This window comes from Pseudomonas sp. B7 (genome assembly GCF_016735645.1).
Lineage (GTDB): Bacteria > Pseudomonadota > Gammaproteobacteria > Pseudomonadales > Pseudomonadaceae > Aquipseudomonas > Aquipseudomonas glycinae.
On the sequence record NZ_JAERRE010000011.1, the window covers coordinates 196,828 to 216,624 of the forward strand.

Sequence of the window (19,797 nt, forward strand, 5' to 3'; positions counted from 1 at the left end):
GAGACCAGATTGAAACATTTGGTCACGTGCCGACCTGGGTCTAGCAGGTCGTGGTGCCACCGGCTCAAGGGAACCTCCAAGTGATAACAAAGATCCTGATCGCCAACCGTGGTGAGATTGCCGTACGAATCGTGCGTGCCTGCGCCGAGATGGGCATCCGCTCGGTCGCGATCTACTCCGACGCCGACCGGCATGCCTTGCATGTGAAGCGTGCGGACGAGGCCCACAGCATTGGTGCCGAGCCGCTGGCCGGTTACCTGAACCCGCGCAAGCTGGTGAACCTGGCCGTGGAAACCGGTTGCGATGCGCTGCACCCCGGCTACGGTTTCCTCTCGGAAAACGCCGAGCTGGCAGACATCTGCGCCGAACGCGGGATCAAATTCATCGGCCCGTCGGCGGAAGTCATCCGCCGCATGGGCGACAAGACCGAAGCGCGCCGCAGCATGATCAAGGCCGGCGTGCCGGTCACGCCGGGCACCGAAGGCAATGTCTCGGGCATCGAGGAAGCATTGAGCGAGGGCGACCGCATCGGTTACCCGGTCATGCTCAAGGCCACTTCCGGTGGTGGCGGTCGCGGTATCCGTCGCTGCAACAGCCGCGAAGAACTCGAACAGAACTTCCCTCGCGTCATTTCCGAAGCCACCAAGGCCTTCGGTTCGGCGGAAGTGTTCCTGGAAAAATGCATCGTCAATCCCAAGCACATCGAAGCGCAGATCCTCGGCGACAGCTTCGGCAACGTCGTGCATCTGTTCGAACGTGACTGCTCGATCCAGCGCCGTAACCAGAAGCTGATCGAAATCGCCCCGAGCCCGCAGCTGACCCCGGAACAGCGCGCCTACATCGGCGACCTGTCGGTGCGTGCGGCCAAGGCCGTGGGCTACGAGAACGCCGGCACCGTGGAGTTCCTGCTCGCCGAGGGCGAGGTGTACTTCATGGAGATGAATACCCGGGTGCAGGTGGAACACACCATCACCGAAGAAATCACCGGGATCGACATCGTCCGCGAACAGATCCGCATCGCCTCCGGGCTGCCGCTGTCGGTGAAGCAGGAAGACATCCAGCATCGCGGTTTTGCCCTGCAATTCCGAATCAACGCCGAAGACCCGAAAAACAACTTCCTGCCGAGCTTCGGCAAGATCACGCGCTACTACGCCCCCGGCGGCCCGGGCGTGCGTACCGATACGGCGATCTACACCGGCTACACCATTCCGCCGTTCTACGACTCGATGTGCCTGAAACTGGTGGTCTGGGCGCTGACCTGGGAAGAGGCCATGGACCGTGGTCTGCGCGCCCTCGACGACATGCGCCTGCAAGGCGTGAAGACCACCGCCGCGTACTACCAGGAAATCCTGCGCAACCCGGAATTCCGTAGCGGCCAGTTCAATACCAGCTTCGTCGAAAGCCACCCCGAACTGACCAACTACTCGATCAAGCGCAAACCCGAAGAGCTGGCCCTGGCCATCGCCGCCGCCATCGCCGCCCACGCAGGCCTGTGAGGAATAGAACAATGACTAAAAAGATTTTCGTAACCGACACCATCCTGCGCGACGCCCACCAATCGCTGCTCGCCACCCGCATGCGCACCGAAGACATGCTGCCGATCTGCGACAAGCTCGACAAAGTCGGCTACTGGTCACTGGAATGCTGGGGCGGCGCAACCTTCGACGCCTGCGTACGTTTCCTGAAAGAAGACCCGTGGGAGCGCCTGCGCCAGCTGCGCGCCGCGCTACCCAACACCCGTCTGCAAATGCTCCTGCGCGGGCAGAACCTGCTGGGCTACCGCCACTACAGCGATGACGTGGTCAAGGCGTTCGTCGCCAAGGCCGCGGTCAACGGCATCGACGTGTTCCGCATCTTCGACGCGATGAACGATGTGCGTAACCTGCGCGTGGCGATCGAAGCGGTGAAAGCTGCCGGCAAACACGCCCAGGGCACCATTGCTTACACCACCAGTCCGGTGCACACCATCGACGCGTTCGTTGCCCAGGCCAAGCAAATGGAAGCCATGGGTTGCGACTCGGTGGCGATCAAGGACATGGCCGGTCTGCTGACCCCGTACGCCACCGGTGAGCTGGTGCGTGCACTGAAAGCCGAGCAGTCGCTGCCAGTGTTCATCCACTCTCACGACACCGCCGGCCTGGCAGCGATGTGCCAGCTCAAGGCCATTGAAAACGGTGCCGACCACATCGACACCGCGATCTCCAGCTTCGCGTCGGGCACCAGTCACCCTGGCACCGAATCGATGGTTGCTGCGCTGAAAGGCACCGAGTTCGACACCGGTTTGAATCTGGAGCTGCTGCAAGAGATCGGTCTGTACTTCTACGCCGTGCGCAAGAAGTACCACCAGTTCGAAAGCGAATTCACTGCCGTCGACACTCGTGTTCAAGTCAACCAGGTGCCGGGCGGGATGATTTCCAACCTGGCCAACCAGTTGAAAGAGCAGGGCGCTCTCAACCGCATGGGCGAAGTGCTGGCGGAGATCCCGCGCGTACGTGAAGACCTCGGCTTCCCGCCGCTGGTGACCCCGACTTCGCAGATCGTCGGCACCCAGGCGTTCTTCAACGTGCTGGCCGGCGAGCGCTACAAGACCATCACCAACGAGGTGAAGCTCTACCTGCAAGGCGGCTACGGCAAGGCGCCCGGCACTGTGAACGAGAAGCTGCGTCGCCAGGCCATCGGCAGCGAAGAGGTGATCGACGTACGCCCGGCCGATCTGCTCAAGCCGGAAATGACCAAGCTGCGTGCCGATATCGGCGCATTGGCCAAGTCCGAAGAAGACGTGCTGACCTTCGCCATGTTCCCGGACATCGGCCGCAAGTTCCTCGAAGAGCGTGCCGCCGGCACCCTCACCCCGGAAGTGCTGCTGCCGATCCCGGAAGCGGGCAAGGTGGCTTCGGCTGGCGGCGAAGGCGTACCGACCGAGTTCGTCATCGACGTTCACGGCGAAACCTACCGCGTGGACATCACCGGTGTCGGCGTCAAGGCTGAAGGCAAGCGTCACTTCTACCTGTCCATCGACGGCATGCCGGAAGAAGTGGTGTTCGAACCGCTCAACGAATTCGTCGGCGGCGGCAGCAGCAAGCGCAAGCAGGCTTCGGCGCCGGGTCACGTCAGCACTACCATGCCGGGCAACATCGTCGATGTGCTGGTCAAGGAAGGCGATACCGTCAAGGCCGGCCAGGCTGTGCTGATCACCGAAGCGATGAAGATGGAGACCGAAGTCCAGGCGGCGATTGCCGGCAAGGTCACCGCCATCCACGTAGCCAAGGGCGACCGGGTCAACCCGGGCGAAATCCTGATCGAGATCGAAGGCTGAGATAACGGCCTCGATACAACGCTTTAAACCTCGGGGGGGCATGTGCTCCCCTTTTTTTTGCTTTCAGGTTGCTGCCGCAACGTGCGGCAGCAGCCAGTCTGGACTCAGAACGCCATTCGCCACTGGCCCGATACGCCGTGGTTTCGGCTGTCGGTACCGATCTCGCCCGACAAGCCAATGCCGAATGTGTGGCTGGACGAGACGGCCAGATCAAGCCCGGTGTCCAGCGTCAGGCTATTGCGATCCAGCTCTGCGCCGTAAACGGTGTAGCCATGGCCGCCGGCGACCAGACGTTGTCGGGTGCTGGTGTAGGTCTCGCCGTAAACGTGTTTCCATCCCGCGCTGAATCGTGGCGTGAGGCGCATACCGTTATCCAGTGTGCTGACGTTCGCCATGCGCAGACCGACGGTAGTGTTGAAGTTGCCTTGGGATTGATCATCCACCCTGAGCGCCGCCGCCCCGCCTTTCTCGGTGTAGCCGTCACGCTGATAGCGTTGATAGCCGATACCGACAAAGGGCTCGATGCTGACGTTGGCCCGCCCCAGGTTGTATCCCGACTCGATGAACACTTGCTGGGTGCTGGCCTGGTAGTTGCCTTTGAGTCGGTCATGGAAGCGGCCGAACGCGACTTCGCGACGGGTACTGCCTTCATGGTTGCTCCAGGCTGCGCCGAGCCGAAGTGCGAACGAACCGGTCTGGCGCATGGCGTAGGCGCCGAGGTGCCAACTGTCGAGATCGCCGTCCAGTTCCTCGCTATCAATACGCGTGTCGGAGGTGCCGCCCATCAAGCCCAGTCGCCATTCTTCGTCGAGGCGCCAGTCCGCACCGAGCAGCAGTCCTTTGGTGGAATGCTGCATGGGCTCCACATCGCGATCCAGTTTGCCGCTATGACCGAGGGCTTGCAGCCAGATCCTGCCGCTCTCGGCGTTTCCGGCCGCGTGGCGGGGTGCGCTTGGCTGGTTGTCATGCTGGTCGTCGAGCTGAAGCATGGCCGACAGCAGGCTGGCGCTGACCGGTGTGACGCTGCTCAAGGTGGCCTTGGCGAGGTTGGCGTTGCTGCCGCCGGACAATTGATTGAGGGCGAGTGCTGCGGTGGTTTCGTCGGCAGCGAGCAGAGCCGCAATGGCTGAGTTGCCTGCTGGTGAAGGGGAGTCCGTTGACGGTGGCTGGTCAGCCAATGAGGCTTGTTGAGTCGCAGGCGTTTCGGCCAGAACCGGTTCCGGTAAGGGCGCTGGTTTTTCCAGGCTTTCTTTGAGTGCGCTGCCGCTCTCTGTCGTGGCAATTTTTTTGGATGAAATGTCGTCGGCTGTGTGAGCGGGGACCACGGGAATCTCAGTGCTGACGGGGATTTTTTCCAGGGGGGGAGCGATCTTTTCCTCACGCGTTGTTTCTTCAGCGAGCTTGAGCGGAGCAGGTTTGTCCTTAGGTTTGCGCGGGTTCTTGGGTTTCACCTCTTTCACGACAGACGTGTCTGGCTCAGTCTGCTCCGCAAGAGAAAACTCTACGCAACCGACTGCCAGCGCAACCGCGAGGACAAGATGTTGGAGCTTGTATTTGCATTGAATGGGCATTCCGTTTGCCTCAGGTGAAATGAGGCCAAACTGTAAAAGTCGATGCCGGTCCACCGATGCCGGGCAATTCCGAGCCACATGCAGGTGATCGCGTCTGCTTTTGTAGCCCGGTCGTCGGCGGGAGGCGAGCCCGCCATGATTACCCAACCATCCAGACGCCTTTACCTACAACTTCCGCTGAAATCCAGATTGGCGAAATCTCAAAAACTCATCTGCCATTGCCCGATCAACCCGTGATTACGGCTGTTGCTGCCAATCTCGCCGCTGTATCCCAGGCCCAGCGTATGCCGCGCGGAAATACCAAGATCCAGCCCTGCTTCCAGCACCAGACTGTCACGATCCAGCGAGCTGCCATCGACACTGAACGCCGTGCCGCCGACCACAAACGCCTGACGGGTCGAGCTGCTGACATCGCCGTAGGTGTGCTTCCAGCCGGCGGCCATTCGCGGGGTGAAGCTCATGCCATTGTCCAGCGAGCCGAGGTGCGCCAGGCGCAGGCCGAAGGTGCTGCTGAAGTTGTCCTGAGTCTGACTGTCAACTTGTAACGCCGCCGCACCGCCCTTTTCCTGATAGCGCTCGCGGTGATAACGCTGATAGCCGAGGCTGGCGAACGGTTCGGCGCTGAGCCGGCCAGTGCCCATGGCGTAGCCGAGTTCGGCGAAGGCTTGCTGGCTGTCGGCATCGTAATCGCCTTTGGGGCGGTCGCTGAAACCGTTGAACGCGATGGTGCGCTTGCTTTCGCCCTGATGACCGCTGTAAGCCGCGCCCAGGCGCAAGGCCAGCGGGCCGTTTTGATGCTGCGCATAAACACCGGCGTGCCAGCTCTCGACATTGCCGTCGACGCCGGTGGCATCCAGATCGGTCTTCGAATAGCCACCGAGCACACCCAGACGCCATTGCGGATTCAGTGCCCAGTCGGCACCGAGCACGCTGCCTTTGGTGCGTTGTTCCAGGCCGCTGCTGCCGTGTTCGCCATCGAGCTTGCCGTAGCCGCCGATGGCCTGCAGCCAGAGCCGGCCACGGGCGTTCGGATCATTCAGGTTTCGCGCTTCGGACGGTACGCCGTTGGCCGCGAGGATCGGCGTATCACGCTGATCGAGGCCGACCAGCAAGCCTGGGCTGCCACCGATTTGCTGCATCGCCGAGAGCATGCTGCTGCCGACCTGGCTGCTGGCGCCGAGGGTGGCGCTGGTCAGGTTGGCGTTGCTGGCGCCGGCCAGTTGCTCGATGGCCGCGCCTGCACTGCTTTGAGTGGTGTTGAGCAACGCGTTGTACAGCGCATTGTTCTTGCCGATCGAGGCCAGGCTGTTGGCGGCGTTGCTGCCGTTGCCGGTGGCGGCGAATTCATTGAAGGCCACGTCATTGCGGGTGTAAGTCAGGTCGACCTGCGTTGGCGTGTAAGCGAGGGTCGGCGTGAGGAAGGCGTAGTCGCTGGTGACTGCACCGAATGTGCCGTTGACCCGCGCAGCTTGCAGCACCGTGTAATGGCTCTGCCACGGATAGGTGCCGCTGCCGGGATTGACCGCCAGCGTTGCGCCATTGAGGTTGGCCGTGCCGCCGACCTGAACCGGCGCGCTGCTGCCATCGGCGTTGACGCCGTAGGCGAGGGTGGATGTGCTGCTCATGTTCAAATCGTGCACGACGGTCGCGGTGCCGAAGCGGGTGTCGGTGCGCAACGTGCCATTGACGCTGAGGTTGCCCACTGAACCACCCCCGGCGTACACACCTCCGGCGTCCACGGTCAGATTGCCGGCGATACCGCCCTGGTTGACCAACGTGGCGCCGTTGCGCACGGCACCGCCGTCGCTGAAGTCGCCGCTGCCGGTGAGCGTCCAGGCGCCTTGTTTGACTTCCAGCCATTCAAAGTTGCGGCTGGCACCGAAGCTGCCGCCCGCCGCGTCGTCCATCACCACGCGGTCATATCCGCTGCCACCGTCGACCACGCCGACAAAGCGGCTGCCGTTGCGCAGGGTCAGGCTGTCATCGCCGCCGCCCAGGTCAAGCGCCAGACCGTTGCTGCCGCTGATGGCGCCGCCGTTGATCACGCTGTCGGCGAATTCACCGACGAACTTCACGCCGAAACCGTCGAGGCCCTGGATCGTGCCGTAGTTCTCCAGCGTGGTGGCCGCCAGCCCTGAACCACCGCTGCCGTCGTCCACCAGAATCGCGCTGTTGGCGCCGCTGACCAGCGCATCCTTGGCGTTGAGAATGTAACCGCCGCCCAGCGCGATGCCTTCACTGCCATTGGCGAAACCGCCCTTGTCCACACCGCCGGCGCCGACGCCCTGAATGGTGCCGTAGTTTTCGATGTGAGCGATGTTGTCGATGTCTACGCCGTCACCGTCGCCATTGGCTTGCAACCCTGAATAGGCGCCGGTGATGGTGCCGTGATTGATCACCGTGCCGTCGCCGTCGGAACCGAAACCGGAGCCGTTGCGCCCGATGATCTGCCCGTAGTTGACCAGCGTTGCTCCGAGGTCGGTGGTGATGCCATGACGGCCGCCGGAAATCACGCCGTAGTTGGTCACGGTGACGCCGGTCGCGGTGTCGATATCGATGCCGTCGAACTTCTGATCGGCGTTGTGCGAGTCGCCAGTGGAAATCTCGCCGTAGTTGCTGATGGTCGCGTTGGCGCCGGTTTTCATGCCGTCGCTGGCGTCGCCACGAATCAGCCCGCTCGCGCGGTTGATGATCGTGGTTTTCACCCCGTCACTGCGCAACGCATCCAGATCCAGCCCCTGGCCGGTGGTTGAGCGAATGGTGCCGCTGTTGTCGATCAACAGACTGCCGCTGACGAAGTTGCTGTCGATGCGAATCGCGTCGTTGGAACCGAGAATCTGCCCGCCGCTGCGGTTATAGATGGCGTAGTTGCGTGCCTGGGTCAGGTCGCCGCTGCTGTCGATAGCCCGGCCGCCGCTGGAAATGATCTTGCCGGCGTTATCGATGATCACACCGACGCCGCTGGTGCCGTCCTTCAGGCTCACAGCCTTGCCGCTGTTGGTGATGCTGCCCGGCGCCGAAATCGTCAGTGTGTCTTTACCGCCCAATGTTTGCGACGCGGTGGTGGCGGTGTCGATCTGCACGGTCTTGCCGTGGGCGGCGCTGGTGGCGATCAGCAGGGCAATGGCAAACGACAGGCGCTGGGGCGGGAAGGGCATGGGCAGAACGTCCTTTTTGTTATAAGCGGGGCGTCCTGTATAGCGGAGGGTTTTTACAGAATGATGTACGGCCTATGTGCATTCTTTTGCAGTTCAGGCCTCAGATTTGGACGTTCATCTGCAATTCATCGCAGATCCGACGGTGGTGCAGAGTCGAAATCGCAGCCTTGGACATCGCTTGAATGAGATGCCGCAGGCTGCGCTCTTTTACGTTCACTGGCTCAACCGCGGCACTCAACCAACCCCTTCACCTGCCCATTCGCCGTCTGATTCTCATCGCTCAACCAGCGCTCGACCCCCGCCGCAATCGCCGGCCATTCCGAGTCCAGAATCGAGTACCACGCGGTGTCACGGTTCTGGCCCTTGACCACCATGTGCTGGCGGAACACGCCTTCGAAGCTGAAGCCCAGGCGCTCGGCAGCGTATTTGGAGCGGGCGTTGCCGTTGTTGCATTTCCATTCGAGGCGGCGGTAGCCGAGGGCGAAGGATTCTTTGGCCAGCAGGTAGACCGCCTCGGTGCTTTTCGGCGAGCGCTGCATCGGCGCGCCAAAGGTGACGTGGCCGATTTCGATGCGGCCCTGGGCCGGGACGATCGACATCAGGCTGAGGATGCCTTGCACCTGGCCGCTGGCGCGGTCGATGACGCTGAAGAAATACGGATCGCTGTGGGCGGCGTGGTTGTTCAGCCAGTCATTGAAGGCGCTGCGCTCCGGAAACGGGCCGTAGGGCAAGTAATCCCAGAGTTTCGGGTCTGCGCCGGGGCCTTGCAGAGCGTTGAACAGGTCGTCGCCGTGCCGCGTCGGGTCGAGTTTTTCCAGGCGGATGAAGCGGCCTTCGATCAGGGTGGTGGAGGGCGGCGGTACGCCTTTCCAGTCAGCAAGAGAATTCGTCATGCACGTGGCTCCTTAAATGGCTTTGCGAAACTGGATGAAACCCGGGCGTTCGGCGATGCGCTCGTAGAGCTGGATCGCCGTGGCATTGGTTTCGTGGGTCAGCCAGTGCACCTTGCAGCAACCGCCGGCCTTGGCCGTGGCGTACACGTGTTCGATCAGCAGGCGGCCGACGCCGGTGCCACGGGTTTGCGGCTCCACCAGCAGGTCTTGCAGGTAGCAGGAGTTTTCGATGCTCCAGTTCGAACGATGGTAGATGAAATGCACCATGCCCACCGCTTTGCCGTCGGCCCAGGCGAGGGCGGCGTGGGTCGGCTCGTTCGGGTCGAGAAATCGCTGCCAGGTACTTTGGCTGACGGCGTCCGGCAATTCCGTGTTGTAGAAGCGCAGGTAGGCCTGCCACAGCGGTAGCCACGCCGCGTGATCGGCGGCGCTGACCGGGCGGATGTCGATCTGACTCATGGTGATTTCCTTAACGCATCAAGTGAGCGAGGGTTTGATCGTTGATGTCGGGGCTGGCGGCCAGGCCTTCGCGTACGCCGGCGATATCTTCGGCGCTGCGGTTCTGGCTGAGCTTGCGCTTGCCTTCGAGGCGGTCGATCGGAATGGCGAACCCGACGATGGCCTTGAGCATGCCGTCGATGTAATCCGCCGGAGCATCGTCGACCGACCAGGGCTGGTCGCGACCCGCTTCATGGCGGTCGGTGAGGGTGCTGACGATGTCCAGCAACCGACCGCCATCGCTGAAGGTTTCGGCGTGACCGTAGGCGTGCACAGCGACGTAGTTCCAGGTCGGCACGACTTTGCCGTGCTCGGCCTTGCTCGGGTAAAAGCCCGGGCTGACGTAGGCATCGGCACCGGGAAAAATCACCATCGCCTCGGCGCCGTCGCGCAGGTCTTTCCACTGCGGATTGGCCTTGGCCAGATGCCCGTACAGCGTGCCGTTCGGACCTTGTTCACGATGCAGCAGCACTGGCACATGACTGGCCTGCAAGCCTTGTTCGCCATGGGTGACCAATATGGCGAGGCGGGTGGCGAGGATCAGTTCGTGCAGTTGGGACAGGTCGTCGATGGCAAAGGCGCGGGGCGTGTACATGGAGAAAATTTCCTTGGCGAATGCCAGCATCGTAGGCAGGCTATTGGTCTGTTGTAAGAGCCATTGATGACCAATTTCATAGGTCCATTGTCATGCCCGATTCGACCACGCTGTCGCTGCCGTTCAACCCTGCCGGTATCGAACTCGACCGCCGCAAAGGCCTGAGCCGTCAGCTCTATCAGGCCTTGCGCCTGCGGGTGCTCGACGGGCGCCTGGCCAGCGGCACGCGCCTGCCGGCCAGCCGCGATCTGGCGGCAGCGTTGGGGATTTCCCGCAACAGTGTGGTGCGTGCCTACGATCAACTGTATGCCGAAGGTTTCATTGAAGGCCGGGTCGGGGATGGCACTTATGTGGCGCAGTTACCGCAATCGGTGGCGCCCGCGAAAAAATTATCCACAAAAGTATCCACAGGGTTTTCAACAGACTTACCCACAGCCTTATCCACAATTTCGGCCAATTCCACTGGGGATTTATCCAGCAAGGTTATCCACAGCGGTGCATTGCAGCGGCTTGAGCAGAACCATTTGCCGACGCCACCAAGCGGTCCGCCGCGAGCATTCCGGGTCGGTGTTCCGGCGTTCGATCTGTTCCCGTTCGACGTCTGGGCCAAGCTGAGCGCGGCGTTCTGGCGCAAACCCGATTTGCAGCAACTGTGTTACGGCGACCCGGCGGGCGATGCGCGCCTGCGCGGGCTGATCGCCGCTTATTTGCGCAGTTCGCGCGGCATGCAGTGCTCGGCTGAGCAAATTGTGATCACCAGTGGCGCGCAACAGGGAATCAGCCTTTGTGCACAGTTGCTGGTGGAGCCGGGCGCCGGCGTGGGCATCGAGAATCCCGGCTATCGCGCAGCGGGTCATGCGTTCGCCTTGGCCGGCGGTCGATTGCACGGCATTGCGGTGGATGAGGAGGGCATCGACTGCGCGGCACTGGCGGCCGCCGAAGATTGCCGGGTGGCGTATGTCACACCGTCTCATCAATACCCGACCGGGGTGGTGATGAGCCTGGCGCGACGTCTGGAACTGCTGGCCTGGGCCGAGCGCACCGGCGGCTGGATCGTCGAGGACGACTACGACGGCGAGTATCGCTACACCGGCGCACCCTTGGCCCCGCTGGCGGCGCTCGACCGCCAGGGCCGCGTGTTGTATGTCGGCACCTTCGGCAAAGTCGCGTTCCCCGCGCTGCGCCTGGGGTATCTGGTGTTGCCGCCGACACTGGTGGAGGCGTTTGCGCAGCGGCGGGCGGTGGATGTCCGGCATTCCGAAGTGAGCACTCAAGCGGTGATGGCCGAATTCATGGCGGCCGGGCACTTTCAGCGGCACATCCGGCGGATGCGTCGGGCAGCCCTGAGTCGGCGTAACGCACTCATCAATGGTTGGCCGCAAGGATTGGCGGGTGTGGGGGAATTGCCGGCGGTGTCAGCGGGGCTGCATCTCACCGTGGCGGTCGACAGTGTGGCCCGCGAACAACAGTTGATCGAGCAGGCCGCCAGCGTGGAGGTGGAGATCCATGGCTTGAGCAAATATTGGCTGCCGGACTCGACGACGCCGCTCGATCAGCGCGCCGGTCTGGTGCTGGGTTTTGCGGCGGTGCCGGAGCCGGCGATCGAGTCGGCCCTGGCCCGTTTGCGGCAAGCCTGGGGTGAGTGAAGACGCAGCGTCGGTATCCAAAGACCCGCCGGGGCGGGTCCGGGTTGGATGAGCAAGTTTCAGGTGCCGGATTTGATCTTCGTCCACGCCCGCGTGCGTGCCCGTTCCGCATCGCGCGGTAATGGCTGAAGGGTGTACAGCGTATTCATCGCCGCATCGGTCGGGTACAGATTCGGATTGTTGCGAATCGCCGGGTCGACCAGTTCGGTGGCGTCCTTGTTCGGGTTCGGATAACCGACAAAATCGCTGACCGGCGCGATCACCTGCGGTTGCAGCAGGTAGTTGATGAAGGTGTAGGCGTCCTGCGGGTTCTTCGCGCCTTTCGGGATCGCGAGCATGTCGAACCAGATCGGGGCGCCTTCTTTCGGCAGGCGCATGTCCACCACCACGCCGTTCTTCGCTTCCTTGGCGCGGTTGGCCGCTTGCGAGAAGCTGCCCGAATAACCGACCGCGACGCAGATGTCGCCGTTGGCGATGTCGGCCATGTACTTGGACGAATGGAAGTAGGTCACGTACGGGCGAATCTTCATCAACAGCGCTTCAGCCTTGGCGTAGTCCGCCGGGTTCTTGCTGTTGGGATCCAGGCCGAGGTGTTGCAGGGCCAGCGGCAGGATCTCCGACGGCGAATCGAGCAGGGCCACACCGCACTGCTTGAGCTTGCTGATGTTCTCTTCCTTGAAGATCAGGTCCCAGCTGTCCACCGGCGCGTTGTCGCCCAGCGCGGCCTTGACCTTGGCCGGGTTGAAGCCGATCAGGATGGTGCCGTACATGTACGGCACGGCGAACTGGTTGCCCGGATCGTTGGCTTCGATCAGCTTCATCAGTTTCGGGTCGAGGTGGTTCCAGTTCGGCAACTGGCTGCGATCCAGCGGCTGGAATACCCCGGCCTCGATCTGCTTGGCGAGGAACACGTTGGACGGCACCACCACGTCGTAGCCGGAGTTGCCGGTCAGCAGCTTGGCTTCCAGTGCTTCGTTGGTGTCGAAGATGTCGTAGACCAGTTTGGTCTGGCTGTTCTGCGCCTTGAAATCTTCCAGCGCCTTGGGGGTGATGTAGTCGAACCAGTTGTAGACGCGCAGGGTGCGTTCTTCGGCGTGTGCGGCGCCGCTCAGCAGCGCCGCGCACAACGCCGGCGCGATGAATTGCTTGAGTCTGCTCATTGTTCGAAACCTTCAAGCACGTTCACCGCGTTGATGCCGATTTCTTCCACCGCGTAGCCACCTTCCATGACGAACAGGGTCGGTTTGCCGAGGGCCGCGATGCGCTTGCCCATGGCCAGGTAGTCCGGGCTGTCGAGCTTGAACTGCGAAATCGGATCGTCCTTGAAGGTGTCCACACCCAGCGACACGACGATGATGTCGGCGCCGTAGTTGTCGATCTCCTGGCAGGCCTGATCCAGTGCCGCACTCCAGATATCCCAGCCGGAACCGGCTGGCAGCGGATAGTTGAAGTTGAAGCCTTCCCCGGCGCCTTCCCCGCGTTCGTCTTCGTAGCCGAGGAAGAACGGGAATTCCGCTTCCGGGTGGCCATGGATCGAGGTGAACAGCACGTCGCTGCGCTCGTAGAAAATCGATTGGGTGCCATTGCCGTGGTGGTAGTCGACGTCGAGGATCGCGACCTTCTTGTGGCCCTGATCGAGGAATGCCTGCGCGGCGATGGCGGCGTTGTTGAGGTAGCAATAACCGCCCATCAAATCACCGGCAGCGTGGTGTCCCGGTGGACGGCACAGGGCGAAGGCACCGCGGGCGCCGCGCTGGATTTCCGCTTGTGCGGTCAGCGCCACTTGCGCCGCGCTGTACGCCGCTTGCCAGGTGCCGGCGGTGATCGGCGCGCCTCCGTCGAAGCTGTAATAGCCGAGCTGGCCGTGCAGGCTGGTCGGCTTGACCTGACGCAAGGTGCGCGCCGGCCAGGTGTAAGGCAGCAAGTCGCCGTCGGTGTTGAACTCGGTCCAGCGTGCCCACGCGCCTTTGAAAAAGTCGAGGTAGTCGCGGCTGTGAATGCGCTCGATCGGCCCGAGGCCGAAATCCTTCGGTGCCTCGACCGGGCCGAGGTTTTGATTTTTTACCCGTTGCAGCACGTGGTCGGCGCGCGACGGCATCTCGAAGCAAGGCTTGAGTTGCCCGTCGATCAATTCGCAGCGGCCATGGTGCAGGTGGTGATCGTCAGAGTAGATCGTCAGCATTTGTTGTTCTCCGCAGGGGCTGATTCGGTTGATCACAGTGTTGCGGCGTGAGCCGAATCGGAGAACGGCCAGAGAGGCCAAAAGGGGATCGATGTGGCCAAAAATACTGACCTGATATCGCCCCTCGACGGTTTAACCGTGTGGCCGGAATTGACTCGGTGCCACACCGCTCCAGCGCACGAAGGCATGGCGGAAGCTTGCGGTCTCGCTGAAGCCGAGGGTTTCGGCGATGCGATAAATCGGCAACTGATCCTCGCAAAGCATCTGCTTGGCCCGCTCGAAACGCAGTTCGTCGAGCAATTCCTGATAGCTGCAACCCATGTCCTTCAGATGCCGGCGCAGGGTGCGCGGCGAGCAGTTCATCTGTTGCGCCAGGCCTTCCAGCCCCGGTGCGGCGTTGAGTTGGGCGCTGAGCAACTGGCGGATCCGACCCAGCCATGCCTGGCGGCCGGTGAACTCGGTGTTCTGTTTGCGGCAACGCTCGGCCATGGCCTGGTGGGTGATGATGTCGGCCAGCGGCAGCGGCTGGTCGAGCCAGCGCCGGTCGAAGGCGAAGGCGTTGTCCTTGGCGCCGAAGTGCAGCGGCGCCTTGAAGTGTTCGGCGTAGCTGTCGCGGTAATCCGGCGCGGCGTGTTCGAAGCGCGCGGCCAGCAATGGCAGCGGATGGCCGAGCAGGTCGTCGCAGATGACTTTCAGCGACACCAGACAGAACTCGGCGTTGAATACGGCCATCGCCGGGCTTTCGCGGTAATCGGCGGCGACGAACCAGACGCGCTCGCCGTCGTCTTCCAGGCTCAGTTCGAAAAGTGTTCCCAGCAGCGCCGGATAACGGATCGCCAGCCGCAAAGCGTCACCGAAGGTGGCACAGGTCAGCAGCGCGTAACCGAGGATGCCGTAGCAGGAAACATGCATGCGCCGGCCCAGCTCCAGGCCGATGTCGTGCTTGAGCGCGACCGCATTGGCGCAGACCTGCATCTCCTGATTGGTGGTAATGCGGGTGTCGGCCCGGCTTAGATCCGCCGCGCTGATGCCGCTGCCGGCGAGCAGTGCTTCGCTGGACAGGCCTTGATCCCTGAAGGTGTTGAGCACCAGGGCGACGGCGTTGAGGGTGGTGAGGTGGGAGTGAAGCATAGGATCTTCCAGCCGGGCGGTGCCGGAAAGGCGAGCAAGTTATGTGCCGGCGACAGCTGTCGAAAATCAGCAAGATAACTTTGCCCGATTCGTTAGTTGGACGATTTGTTGTTTTTTAAATGCTCATCACAAGCAAAAAATAGAAATTTGGCAGTAATAAGTTAGAGCGGCGCTCAATTAATTTATATTATTTGATATTTGCTGGCTACTGTCAGAAGTTACAGGTTTTTCCCGTAAAGTGTACCGTTTGTCGGGAGCGGTTTTTGGTTTGACTTGGTGCACTTCCGCATCTATTTTCGAATGGTCGTGTCACTGGATTCGGCCTGTTGGAGTACGATCAATCTGGAGTTGGCAATGGGTTGACGGCTTTCATTCTGGCAAATTCATAGACTGAACCATGGCAGTAACAGATGTGAAATCCAGTTTTATCCCTACGGAGAATCAGGCAATGAAATCTTTTGAAGATCTGAATAAAAAAATCGATCTAATCGCGAAAAACGCGCTTGAGGGCGAGATTAAGATAAATCGTGATGGGCAAGATGTCAGGCTCTCTGCCTACAGGCTTGACCCTGAAAGTAATATTTTGATTGCTTTCGCCATTTTGGGTCCTGACAATAAACTCGAGCAAACGATCGCGTTCTTCATTGATGCAAAAGATCTTGGAAAAAAGGTTCGTATTCCAGAAGAGTACGGGTCCATTCAAGCTATCTACAAAGATGAACATAATATTGCTACGAGCGGGGTCATCCAAATAAATCGGGATCCCATCGGCGGATATTTTTACGGAATCGTGGAGGCCGAGTTCGCTCATCCAGACAGCACGATCAAACAGTTAAAAGACGGCATTTTCAGCATCAAGTGATTAACGCAAATCTTCACGTATCGAGAGCGAGAAGCCTGTGGAGTTGTCCAGGTCTATTGACCCTGCCCCCTAACATCCATTGGGGCAGGGCCATATCTATCCGGCTGCAGGTTTGTACGTCGAATCAGATTAGCTCACTTCATAGATCGAGTTCGACCAGACGTCGTACTTCGGCCGTTTCAAGGCCTGCCCCCACCAGCAAGGCATTCAACTTGCCAAACGCTGCCTCACGATTCATCCCGCCACCGGACAGCATGCCCACACCACGCAAGCGGCTGCCCGCTTCGACTGCGTGACCGCAACCACGAAGATGCACGCCCGGCGCCAGGCCGTGGCCGACTCGTTCCGCCGCACCGATGCTGCTGCCGGCCAGCAGCGCTTCGCTGGACAGGCCCTGATCCCTGAAGGTGATGAGCATCAGGGAGACGGCGTTGAGGGTGGTGAGGTGGGAGTGGAGCATGGGAATGTCCTGAGCGAATACAACTTTGAAGGGGCAAATTACATGCCACCTGCCGGTTTAAGTTGTTTGCGCTAATTAAAGTTAACAGAGGAGACCAGATTGATTTGTTAGTTATAGGGTCATGGCTCCCGCCTGTTTAACTTAATGCGAGATTGCTCTTTTGACGAGTGTCAGAAGTAACAAGTTTTCAAATATAAGTGCACCGTTGGTCGTTTAGTTACTGGTTTTCTTGATTTTCGTTTTTTATTTGATTTGTATTTTCTGGGGCTACGCTCAAGTTTGCAGTCGTAATGTCTGTGAAGTTTTTCAATAGAGGAGAATGGGAAATGAGTTCGAAAGATAGTGATGTCGAGGCTCAATGGGATGATATGGAAAATATGGGAAAAATATGGAAATGGAAAGAATCCTGCAACTGAGGGGCACGTTGAAGGGGCAGTAGGTAACAAACACTTACTCTCTGATGCCGACTCCTTTGTGGTAAATAATGGTCAACACGGAAGAAGTATAATTCTTATATTTAAGAGCAAGCATTCTAATTTTAACCTTGAGATCCAAGAGTCAGCGCTGAACTTGAGTACCTATACACTTCAAATGAGTAAGCGCGAATATTTAAATACGAAGCTAAGTGTTGGTGATGTGCGTTGGTGGGCGGACACAGCAATTATTTTAAATACAACGTTTGACAGCGTCACGGGAAAGTATGAATGCGACGTTAGAGCAACAGTTTATCGTGGTGATCCGCAAAATCCTGAAACGGAAAAATTGGCGGCGCATCTCTTTATTGTTCAGTCTGTGAAATAGTTGATACCCCTCCATTGGCAGTAAGGAGGGGTATTTTTGATCGTCATTGATCAGTTGACTGCAGAACGAACCAAGTTACAAAGACAGTTCTCCACAGAGATCCAGTTCCACAAGCTGCCGAATGTTTGTTACTTCGAGTCCTGCCCCCAGCAACCCGTGTAACTTGCCGAACGCTGCCTCGCGAGTCATGCCGCCACCGGACAACACGCCAACACCGCGCAAGCGGCTGCCGGCTTCATACACATCCAGTTCCACACCGCCTTCATGGCACTGCGTGACCGCCACCACGACCACGCCGCTGTCCCGCGCCCGGCCGAGGCTGGCGAGGAATTGCGGGTTGTCGCTCGGCCCGGTGCCGCTGCCGTAGCACTCCAGCACCAGACCCTGAATGCCGCTGTCGAGCAGGCCGTCGATGATCTCGGCGCCAATGCCCGGGAACAGCGGCAACACGGCAACTTTTGCCAGTTGCTTCGGTTGGTTGTAGTTCAACGCTGCTGGCAGGGAAGTGGCTTTCACGCCGCCACCCTGGCGCTCCAGGCGTTTGAACGGGTGACGGCCGAAGCTGCGCACTTTTGCGCAACGGGTCGGCGCCAGCAGCTCGCCGTGGAAGTACAGGTGCACGCCCGGCGCCAGGCCGTGGCCGAGGGCGACCAGTGCGCCGCTGAGGTTTTCCCAGGCGTCGCTGTCGGTGACGCCGGCCGGCAGCATCGAGCCGGTGAAGCACACGCGGGCGTGCAGGCCGAGCAACTGGAAGCTCATGGCGGCGGCGCTGTAGGCCAGGGTGTCGGTGCCGTGCAGGATCAGCACGCTGTCGCAACCTTGCACATCGACGGCGTCGACCACCGCTTCACGCAGTTGCTGCCAGTACGCCGGGGTCATGTTGGCGCTGTCGATCAGCGGCGACATCTCGCGAAAGCGCCACTGCGGCACCACCAGCTCCGGCTGGCTGTGCAGGTAATCGCGCATCCGCGCTTCGAAACCGGAGGCCGGGGCCAGGCCATTGGCGCTGGCCTGCATGCCGATGGTGCCACCGGTGTACAGCACCATGACGTGCTGGGCGGCAGGGTAGGTCGAGGAATTCATGGGGAGTTCTCCTGAACGAGGACAGCATGCGGTCGAGCATGACGCCGACCGCTGCTTGTGTCACGCCGGGCGCAGGATCTGCGCCCGGTTTTTACCCGATCAGCGTTGCGCTGCCGGGATGCCTTGCGGCTGAGCGTTGGCCTGGGTGTCGGCCGACGGGTTGGCAGGCCAGGCTTTCAGGTCCAGATCCAGGTCGCTGAACTTGCTGGAGTCGAACACCGGTTGGTCGACGCCTGCGCGGCGCTGCGCATCGTAGTCGCGCATCACGCGCATGCCGACCTTGAACAGCAAGGCCAGGGCCATCAGGTTGACGAAGGCCAGGCAGGTCATGGTGATGTCGGCGAAGGCGAACACGGTCGACAGATCCTGCATCGAACCCCAGACCACCAGCGCCAGCACCAGACCGCGGAACGTCATCAGCGCAGCGCGGTTGCGGGTGAGGAACTGCAGGCTGTTTTCGCCCAGGTAGTAGTTGTAGAGGATGCACGTGAAGACGAACAGCGACAGCGCGACGCTGACGAACATGCGGCCCCAGTCACCCACCACGGCGGCCAGCGAGTTCTGGGTCAGGACGATGCCGTCACCTTCGAAGCCCGGGGTGTAGAAGCCCGACAGCAGGATCAGCAGTGCGGTGCAGGTGCAGATCACGAACGTGTCGAGGAACACGCTGAACGCCTGAACCACGCCCTGAGCGCCCGGGTGCTTCACGGCGGCCACGGCGGCGACGTTCGGCGCACTGCCCAGGCCCGCTTCGTTGGCGAACACGCCACGTTTCACGCCCATCACGATTGCGCTGCCGAGCAGGCCGCCGAAGGCCGGGTCGAGACCGAAGGCGCTTTTGAAGATGGTGACCAGCATGGCTGGCACGTGTTCGATCTGGGTGCCGATCACATACAGGGTCACGCCGATGTAGGCCAGGGTCTTGATCGGTACCAGCAGGTCAGACACCGAAGCGATGCGCTTGATGCCGCCGATGAAGGTGATGGCCAGCAGCACTGCCAGGACGATGCCGGTGTGTTGCGGGTCGAAGGCGAAAGCGTTTTGCAGCGAGTGGGTCACGGTGTAGGACTGCAGGCCGATGAAGGCGAAGCCGTAGGTGACCAGCAGCAGGATCGAGAACACCACCGCCATGCCCTTGAGCTTCAGGCCGTGCTGGATGTAGTAGGCCGGACCGCCACGGTACAGGCCGTCGCCATCGGCGCGCTTGTAGACCTGGGCCAGCGTACATTCGAAGAAGCTGCTGGACATGCCGACCAGTGCGGTCACCCACATCCAGAACACCGCACCCGGACCACCCAGGGTCACGGCGATGCCGACACCGGCGATGTTGCCTGCACCGACGCGGCCGGCGAGGCTGAGCATCAGGGCCTGGAACGAGCTGAGTTGCCCGGCGCTGCCTTTGAGGCTGTCGCGGAACACCGCGAACATGTGGAAGAAGTGGCGCAATTGAACGAAACGCGAGCGAATCGTGAAGTAGCTACCGAGCCCGACAATGAGCACGATCAGTACTTTCCCTGAGAGGAAGTCGTTGATGACTTCGAGCATGGATTTTTCCTCGCTGTTTATTGTTTAAGCAAATGCTGGATGGTCAGAAACATCGC

General features: G+C 60.8%; 15 protein-coding genes and 1 pseudogene. 5 read left to right on the plus strand and 11 right to left on the minus strand.

Features of this window, described 5'->3' with window-relative positions; all coding sequences use genetic code 11:
• Nucleotides 1–80: 80 nt before the first annotated feature.
• Together JKA62_RS23875 and oadA are read left to right on the plus strand one after the other, a co-directional pair.
• Nucleotides 81–1,496, plus strand: a complete 1,416-nt coding sequence (locus tag JKA62_RS23875; protein WP_007954255.1) for an acetyl-CoA carboxylase biotin carboxylase subunit — start codon at nucleotides 81–83, stop codon at nucleotides 1,494–1,496.
• 11 nt (nucleotides 1,497–1,507) lie between these two features.
• Entirely contained in the window at nucleotides 1,508–3,316 is a 1,809-nt protein-coding gene (gene oadA / locus JKA62_RS23880; protein WP_011336637.1) for a sodium-extruding oxaloacetate decarboxylase subunit alpha, read from the plus strand.
• Nucleotides 3,317–3,420: 104 nt separating this feature from the next.
• Here the strand turns inward: oadA and JKA62_RS23885 are convergent, their stop codons facing one another.
• The 5 genes from JKA62_RS23885 to JKA62_RS23905 form a co-directional block, all read right to left on the minus strand.
• Nucleotides 3,421–4,887, minus strand: coding sequence for an autotransporter outer membrane beta-barrel domain-containing protein (locus tag JKA62_RS23885; protein ID WP_201819839.1), 1,467 nt, complete (start codon nucleotides 4,885–4,887; stop codon nucleotides 3,421–3,423).
• A 200-nt stretch (nucleotides 4,888–5,087) separates the two neighbouring features.
• A complete protein-coding gene (locus JKA62_RS23890) occupies nucleotides 5,088–8,045 on the minus strand; it encodes an autotransporter outer membrane beta-barrel domain-containing protein (RefSeq protein ID WP_201819771.1) in 2,958 nt (985 codons plus the stop codon).
• A 221-nt stretch (nucleotides 8,046–8,266) separates the two neighbouring features.
• A complete protein-coding gene (locus tag JKA62_RS23895; protein WP_201819774.1) occupies nucleotides 8,267–8,938 on the minus strand; it encodes a GNAT family N-acetyltransferase in 672 nt (223 codons plus the stop codon).
• A gap of 12 nt (nucleotides 8,939–8,950) precedes the next feature.
• A complete protein-coding gene (locus JKA62_RS23900) occupies nucleotides 8,951–9,397 on the minus strand; it encodes a GNAT family N-acetyltransferase (protein ID WP_085708799.1) in 447 nt (148 codons plus the stop codon).
• Nucleotides 9,398–9,407: 10 nt separating this feature from the next.
• Nucleotides 9,408–10,031 (minus strand): FMN-binding negative transcriptional regulator, encoded by a 624-nt coding sequence (locus tag JKA62_RS23905; RefSeq protein ID WP_041475468.1) that lies wholly within the window; start codon nucleotides 10,029–10,031, stop codon nucleotides 9,408–9,410.
• 92 nt (nucleotides 10,032–10,123) lie between these two features.
• Here JKA62_RS23905 and pdxR point away from each other — a divergent pair, with 92 nt between their 5' ends.
• Nucleotides 10,124–11,677, plus strand: coding sequence for a MocR-like pyridoxine biosynthesis transcription factor PdxR (pdxR, locus tag JKA62_RS23910; RefSeq protein ID WP_201819776.1), 1,554 nt, complete (start codon nucleotides 10,124–10,126; stop codon nucleotides 11,675–11,677).
• Between the two features lie 59 nt (nucleotides 11,678–11,736).
• Here pdxR and JKA62_RS23915 read toward each other — a convergent pair whose 3' ends face one another.
• The 3 genes from JKA62_RS23915 to JKA62_RS23925 form a co-directional block, all read right to left on the minus strand.
• Nucleotides 11,737–12,837: a polyamine ABC transporter substrate-binding protein gene (locus JKA62_RS23915; RefSeq protein ID WP_011336630.1), complete on the minus strand. Its 1,101-nt coding sequence runs from the start codon at nucleotides 12,835–12,837 to the stop codon at nucleotides 11,737–11,739.
• Nucleotides 12,834–13,859 carry a histone deacetylase family protein gene (locus JKA62_RS23920; RefSeq protein ID WP_011336629.1) on the minus strand — a complete coding sequence of 342 codons (1,026 nt, stop codon included), beginning with the start codon at nucleotides 13,857–13,859 and terminating at the stop codon, nucleotides 12,834–12,836. The genes JKA62_RS23915 and JKA62_RS23920 overlap by 4 nt, the downstream gene beginning before the upstream one ends.
• A gap of 132 nt (nucleotides 13,860–13,991) precedes the next feature.
• Complete coding sequence (locus tag JKA62_RS23925; protein ID WP_011336628.1) at nucleotides 13,992–14,990, minus strand: AraC family transcriptional regulator; 999 nt, start codon at nucleotides 14,988–14,990, stop codon at nucleotides 13,992–13,994.
• A 397-nt stretch (nucleotides 14,991–15,387) separates the two neighbouring features.
• Here JKA62_RS23925 and JKA62_RS23930 point away from each other — a divergent pair, with 397 nt between their 5' ends.
• Nucleotides 15,388–15,852 (plus strand): hypothetical protein, encoded by a 465-nt coding sequence (locus tag JKA62_RS23930; protein ID WP_011336627.1) that lies wholly within the window; start codon nucleotides 15,388–15,390, stop codon nucleotides 15,850–15,852.
• Between the two features lie 139 nt (nucleotides 15,853–15,991).
• Here JKA62_RS23930 and JKA62_RS23935 read toward each other — a convergent pair.
• A pseudogene (locus tag JKA62_RS23935) lies at nucleotides 15,992–16,138 on the minus strand (asparaginase); the annotation flags it as partial.
• Nucleotides 16,139–16,657: 519 nt separating this feature from the next.
• Between JKA62_RS23935 and JKA62_RS23940 the strand changes: the two are divergent.
• The gene (locus JKA62_RS23940; RefSeq protein WP_146615280.1) at nucleotides 16,658–17,113 is read left to right on the plus strand and encodes a hypothetical protein; all 456 of its coding nucleotides are present in this window, start codon (nucleotides 16,658–16,660) and stop codon (nucleotides 17,111–17,113) included.
• Between the two features lie 75 nt (nucleotides 17,114–17,188).
• Here the strand turns inward: JKA62_RS23940 and JKA62_RS23945 are convergent, their stop codons facing one another.
• Nucleotides 17,189–18,196: an asparaginase gene (locus JKA62_RS23945; RefSeq protein ID WP_011336626.1), complete on the minus strand. Its 1,008-nt coding sequence runs from the start codon at nucleotides 18,194–18,196 to the stop codon at nucleotides 17,189–17,191.
• Between the two features lie 99 nt (nucleotides 18,197–18,295).
• Nucleotides 18,296–19,741 carry an alanine/glycine:cation symporter family protein gene (locus JKA62_RS23950; RefSeq protein ID WP_011336625.1) on the minus strand — a complete coding sequence of 482 codons (1,446 nt, stop codon included), beginning with the start codon at nucleotides 19,739–19,741 and terminating at the stop codon, nucleotides 18,296–18,298.
• Nucleotides 19,742–19,797: the final 56 nt, after the last annotated feature.

What these genes read in the sequence shown, in the direction of transcription:
- JKA62_RS23920 (WP_011336629.1), bottom strand. Translation starts at nt 13,859, where the DNA reads ATGCTGACGATCTACTCTGACGATCACCACCTGCACCATGGCCGCTGC.
- oadA (WP_011336637.1), top strand. Translation starts at nt 1,508, where the DNA reads ATGACTAAAAAGATTTTCGTAACCGACACCATCCTGCGCGACGCCCAC.
- JKA62_RS23890 (WP_201819771.1), bottom strand. Translation starts at nt 8,045, where the DNA reads ATGCCCTTCCCGCCCCAGCGCCTGTCGTTTGCCATTGCCCTGCTGATC.
- JKA62_RS23895 (WP_201819774.1), bottom strand. Translation starts at nt 8,938, where the DNA reads ATGACGAATTCTCTTGCTGACTGGAAAGGCGTACCGCCGCCCTCCACC.
- JKA62_RS23905 (WP_041475468.1), bottom strand. Translation starts at nt 10,031, where the DNA reads ATGTACACGCCCCGCGCCTTTGCCATCGACGACCTGTCCCAACTGCAC.
- JKA62_RS23915 (WP_011336630.1), bottom strand. Translation starts at nt 12,837, where the DNA reads ATGAGCAGACTCAAGCAATTCATCGCGCCGGCGTTGTGCGCGGCGCTG.
- pdxR (WP_201819776.1), top strand. Translation starts at nt 10,124, where the DNA reads ATGCCCGATTCGACCACGCTGTCGCTGCCGTTCAACCCTGCCGGTATC.
- JKA62_RS23925 (WP_011336628.1), bottom strand. Translation starts at nt 14,990, where the DNA reads ATGCTTCACTCCCACCTCACCACCCTCAACGCCGTCGCCCTGGTGCTC.
- JKA62_RS23945 (WP_011336626.1), bottom strand. Translation starts at nt 18,196, where the DNA reads ATGAATTCCTCGACCTACCCTGCCGCCCAGCACGTCATGGTGCTGTAC.
- JKA62_RS23900 (WP_085708799.1), bottom strand. Translation starts at nt 9,397, where the DNA reads ATGAGTCAGATCGACATCCGCCCGGTCAGCGCCGCCGATCACGCGGCG.
- JKA62_RS23950 (WP_011336625.1), bottom strand. Translation starts at nt 19,741, where the DNA reads ATGCTCGAAGTCATCAACGACTTCCTCTCAGGGAAAGTACTGATCGTG.
- JKA62_RS23885 (WP_201819839.1), bottom strand. Translation starts at nt 4,887, where the DNA reads ATGCCCATTCAATGCAAATACAAGCTCCAACATCTTGTCCTCGCGGTT.
- JKA62_RS23940 (WP_146615280.1), top strand. Translation starts at nt 16,658, where the DNA reads ATGTCGAGGCTCAATGGGATGATATGGAAAATATGGGAAAAATATGGA.
- JKA62_RS23930 (WP_011336627.1), top strand. Translation starts at nt 15,388, where the DNA reads ATGGCAGTAACAGATGTGAAATCCAGTTTTATCCCTACGGAGAATCAG.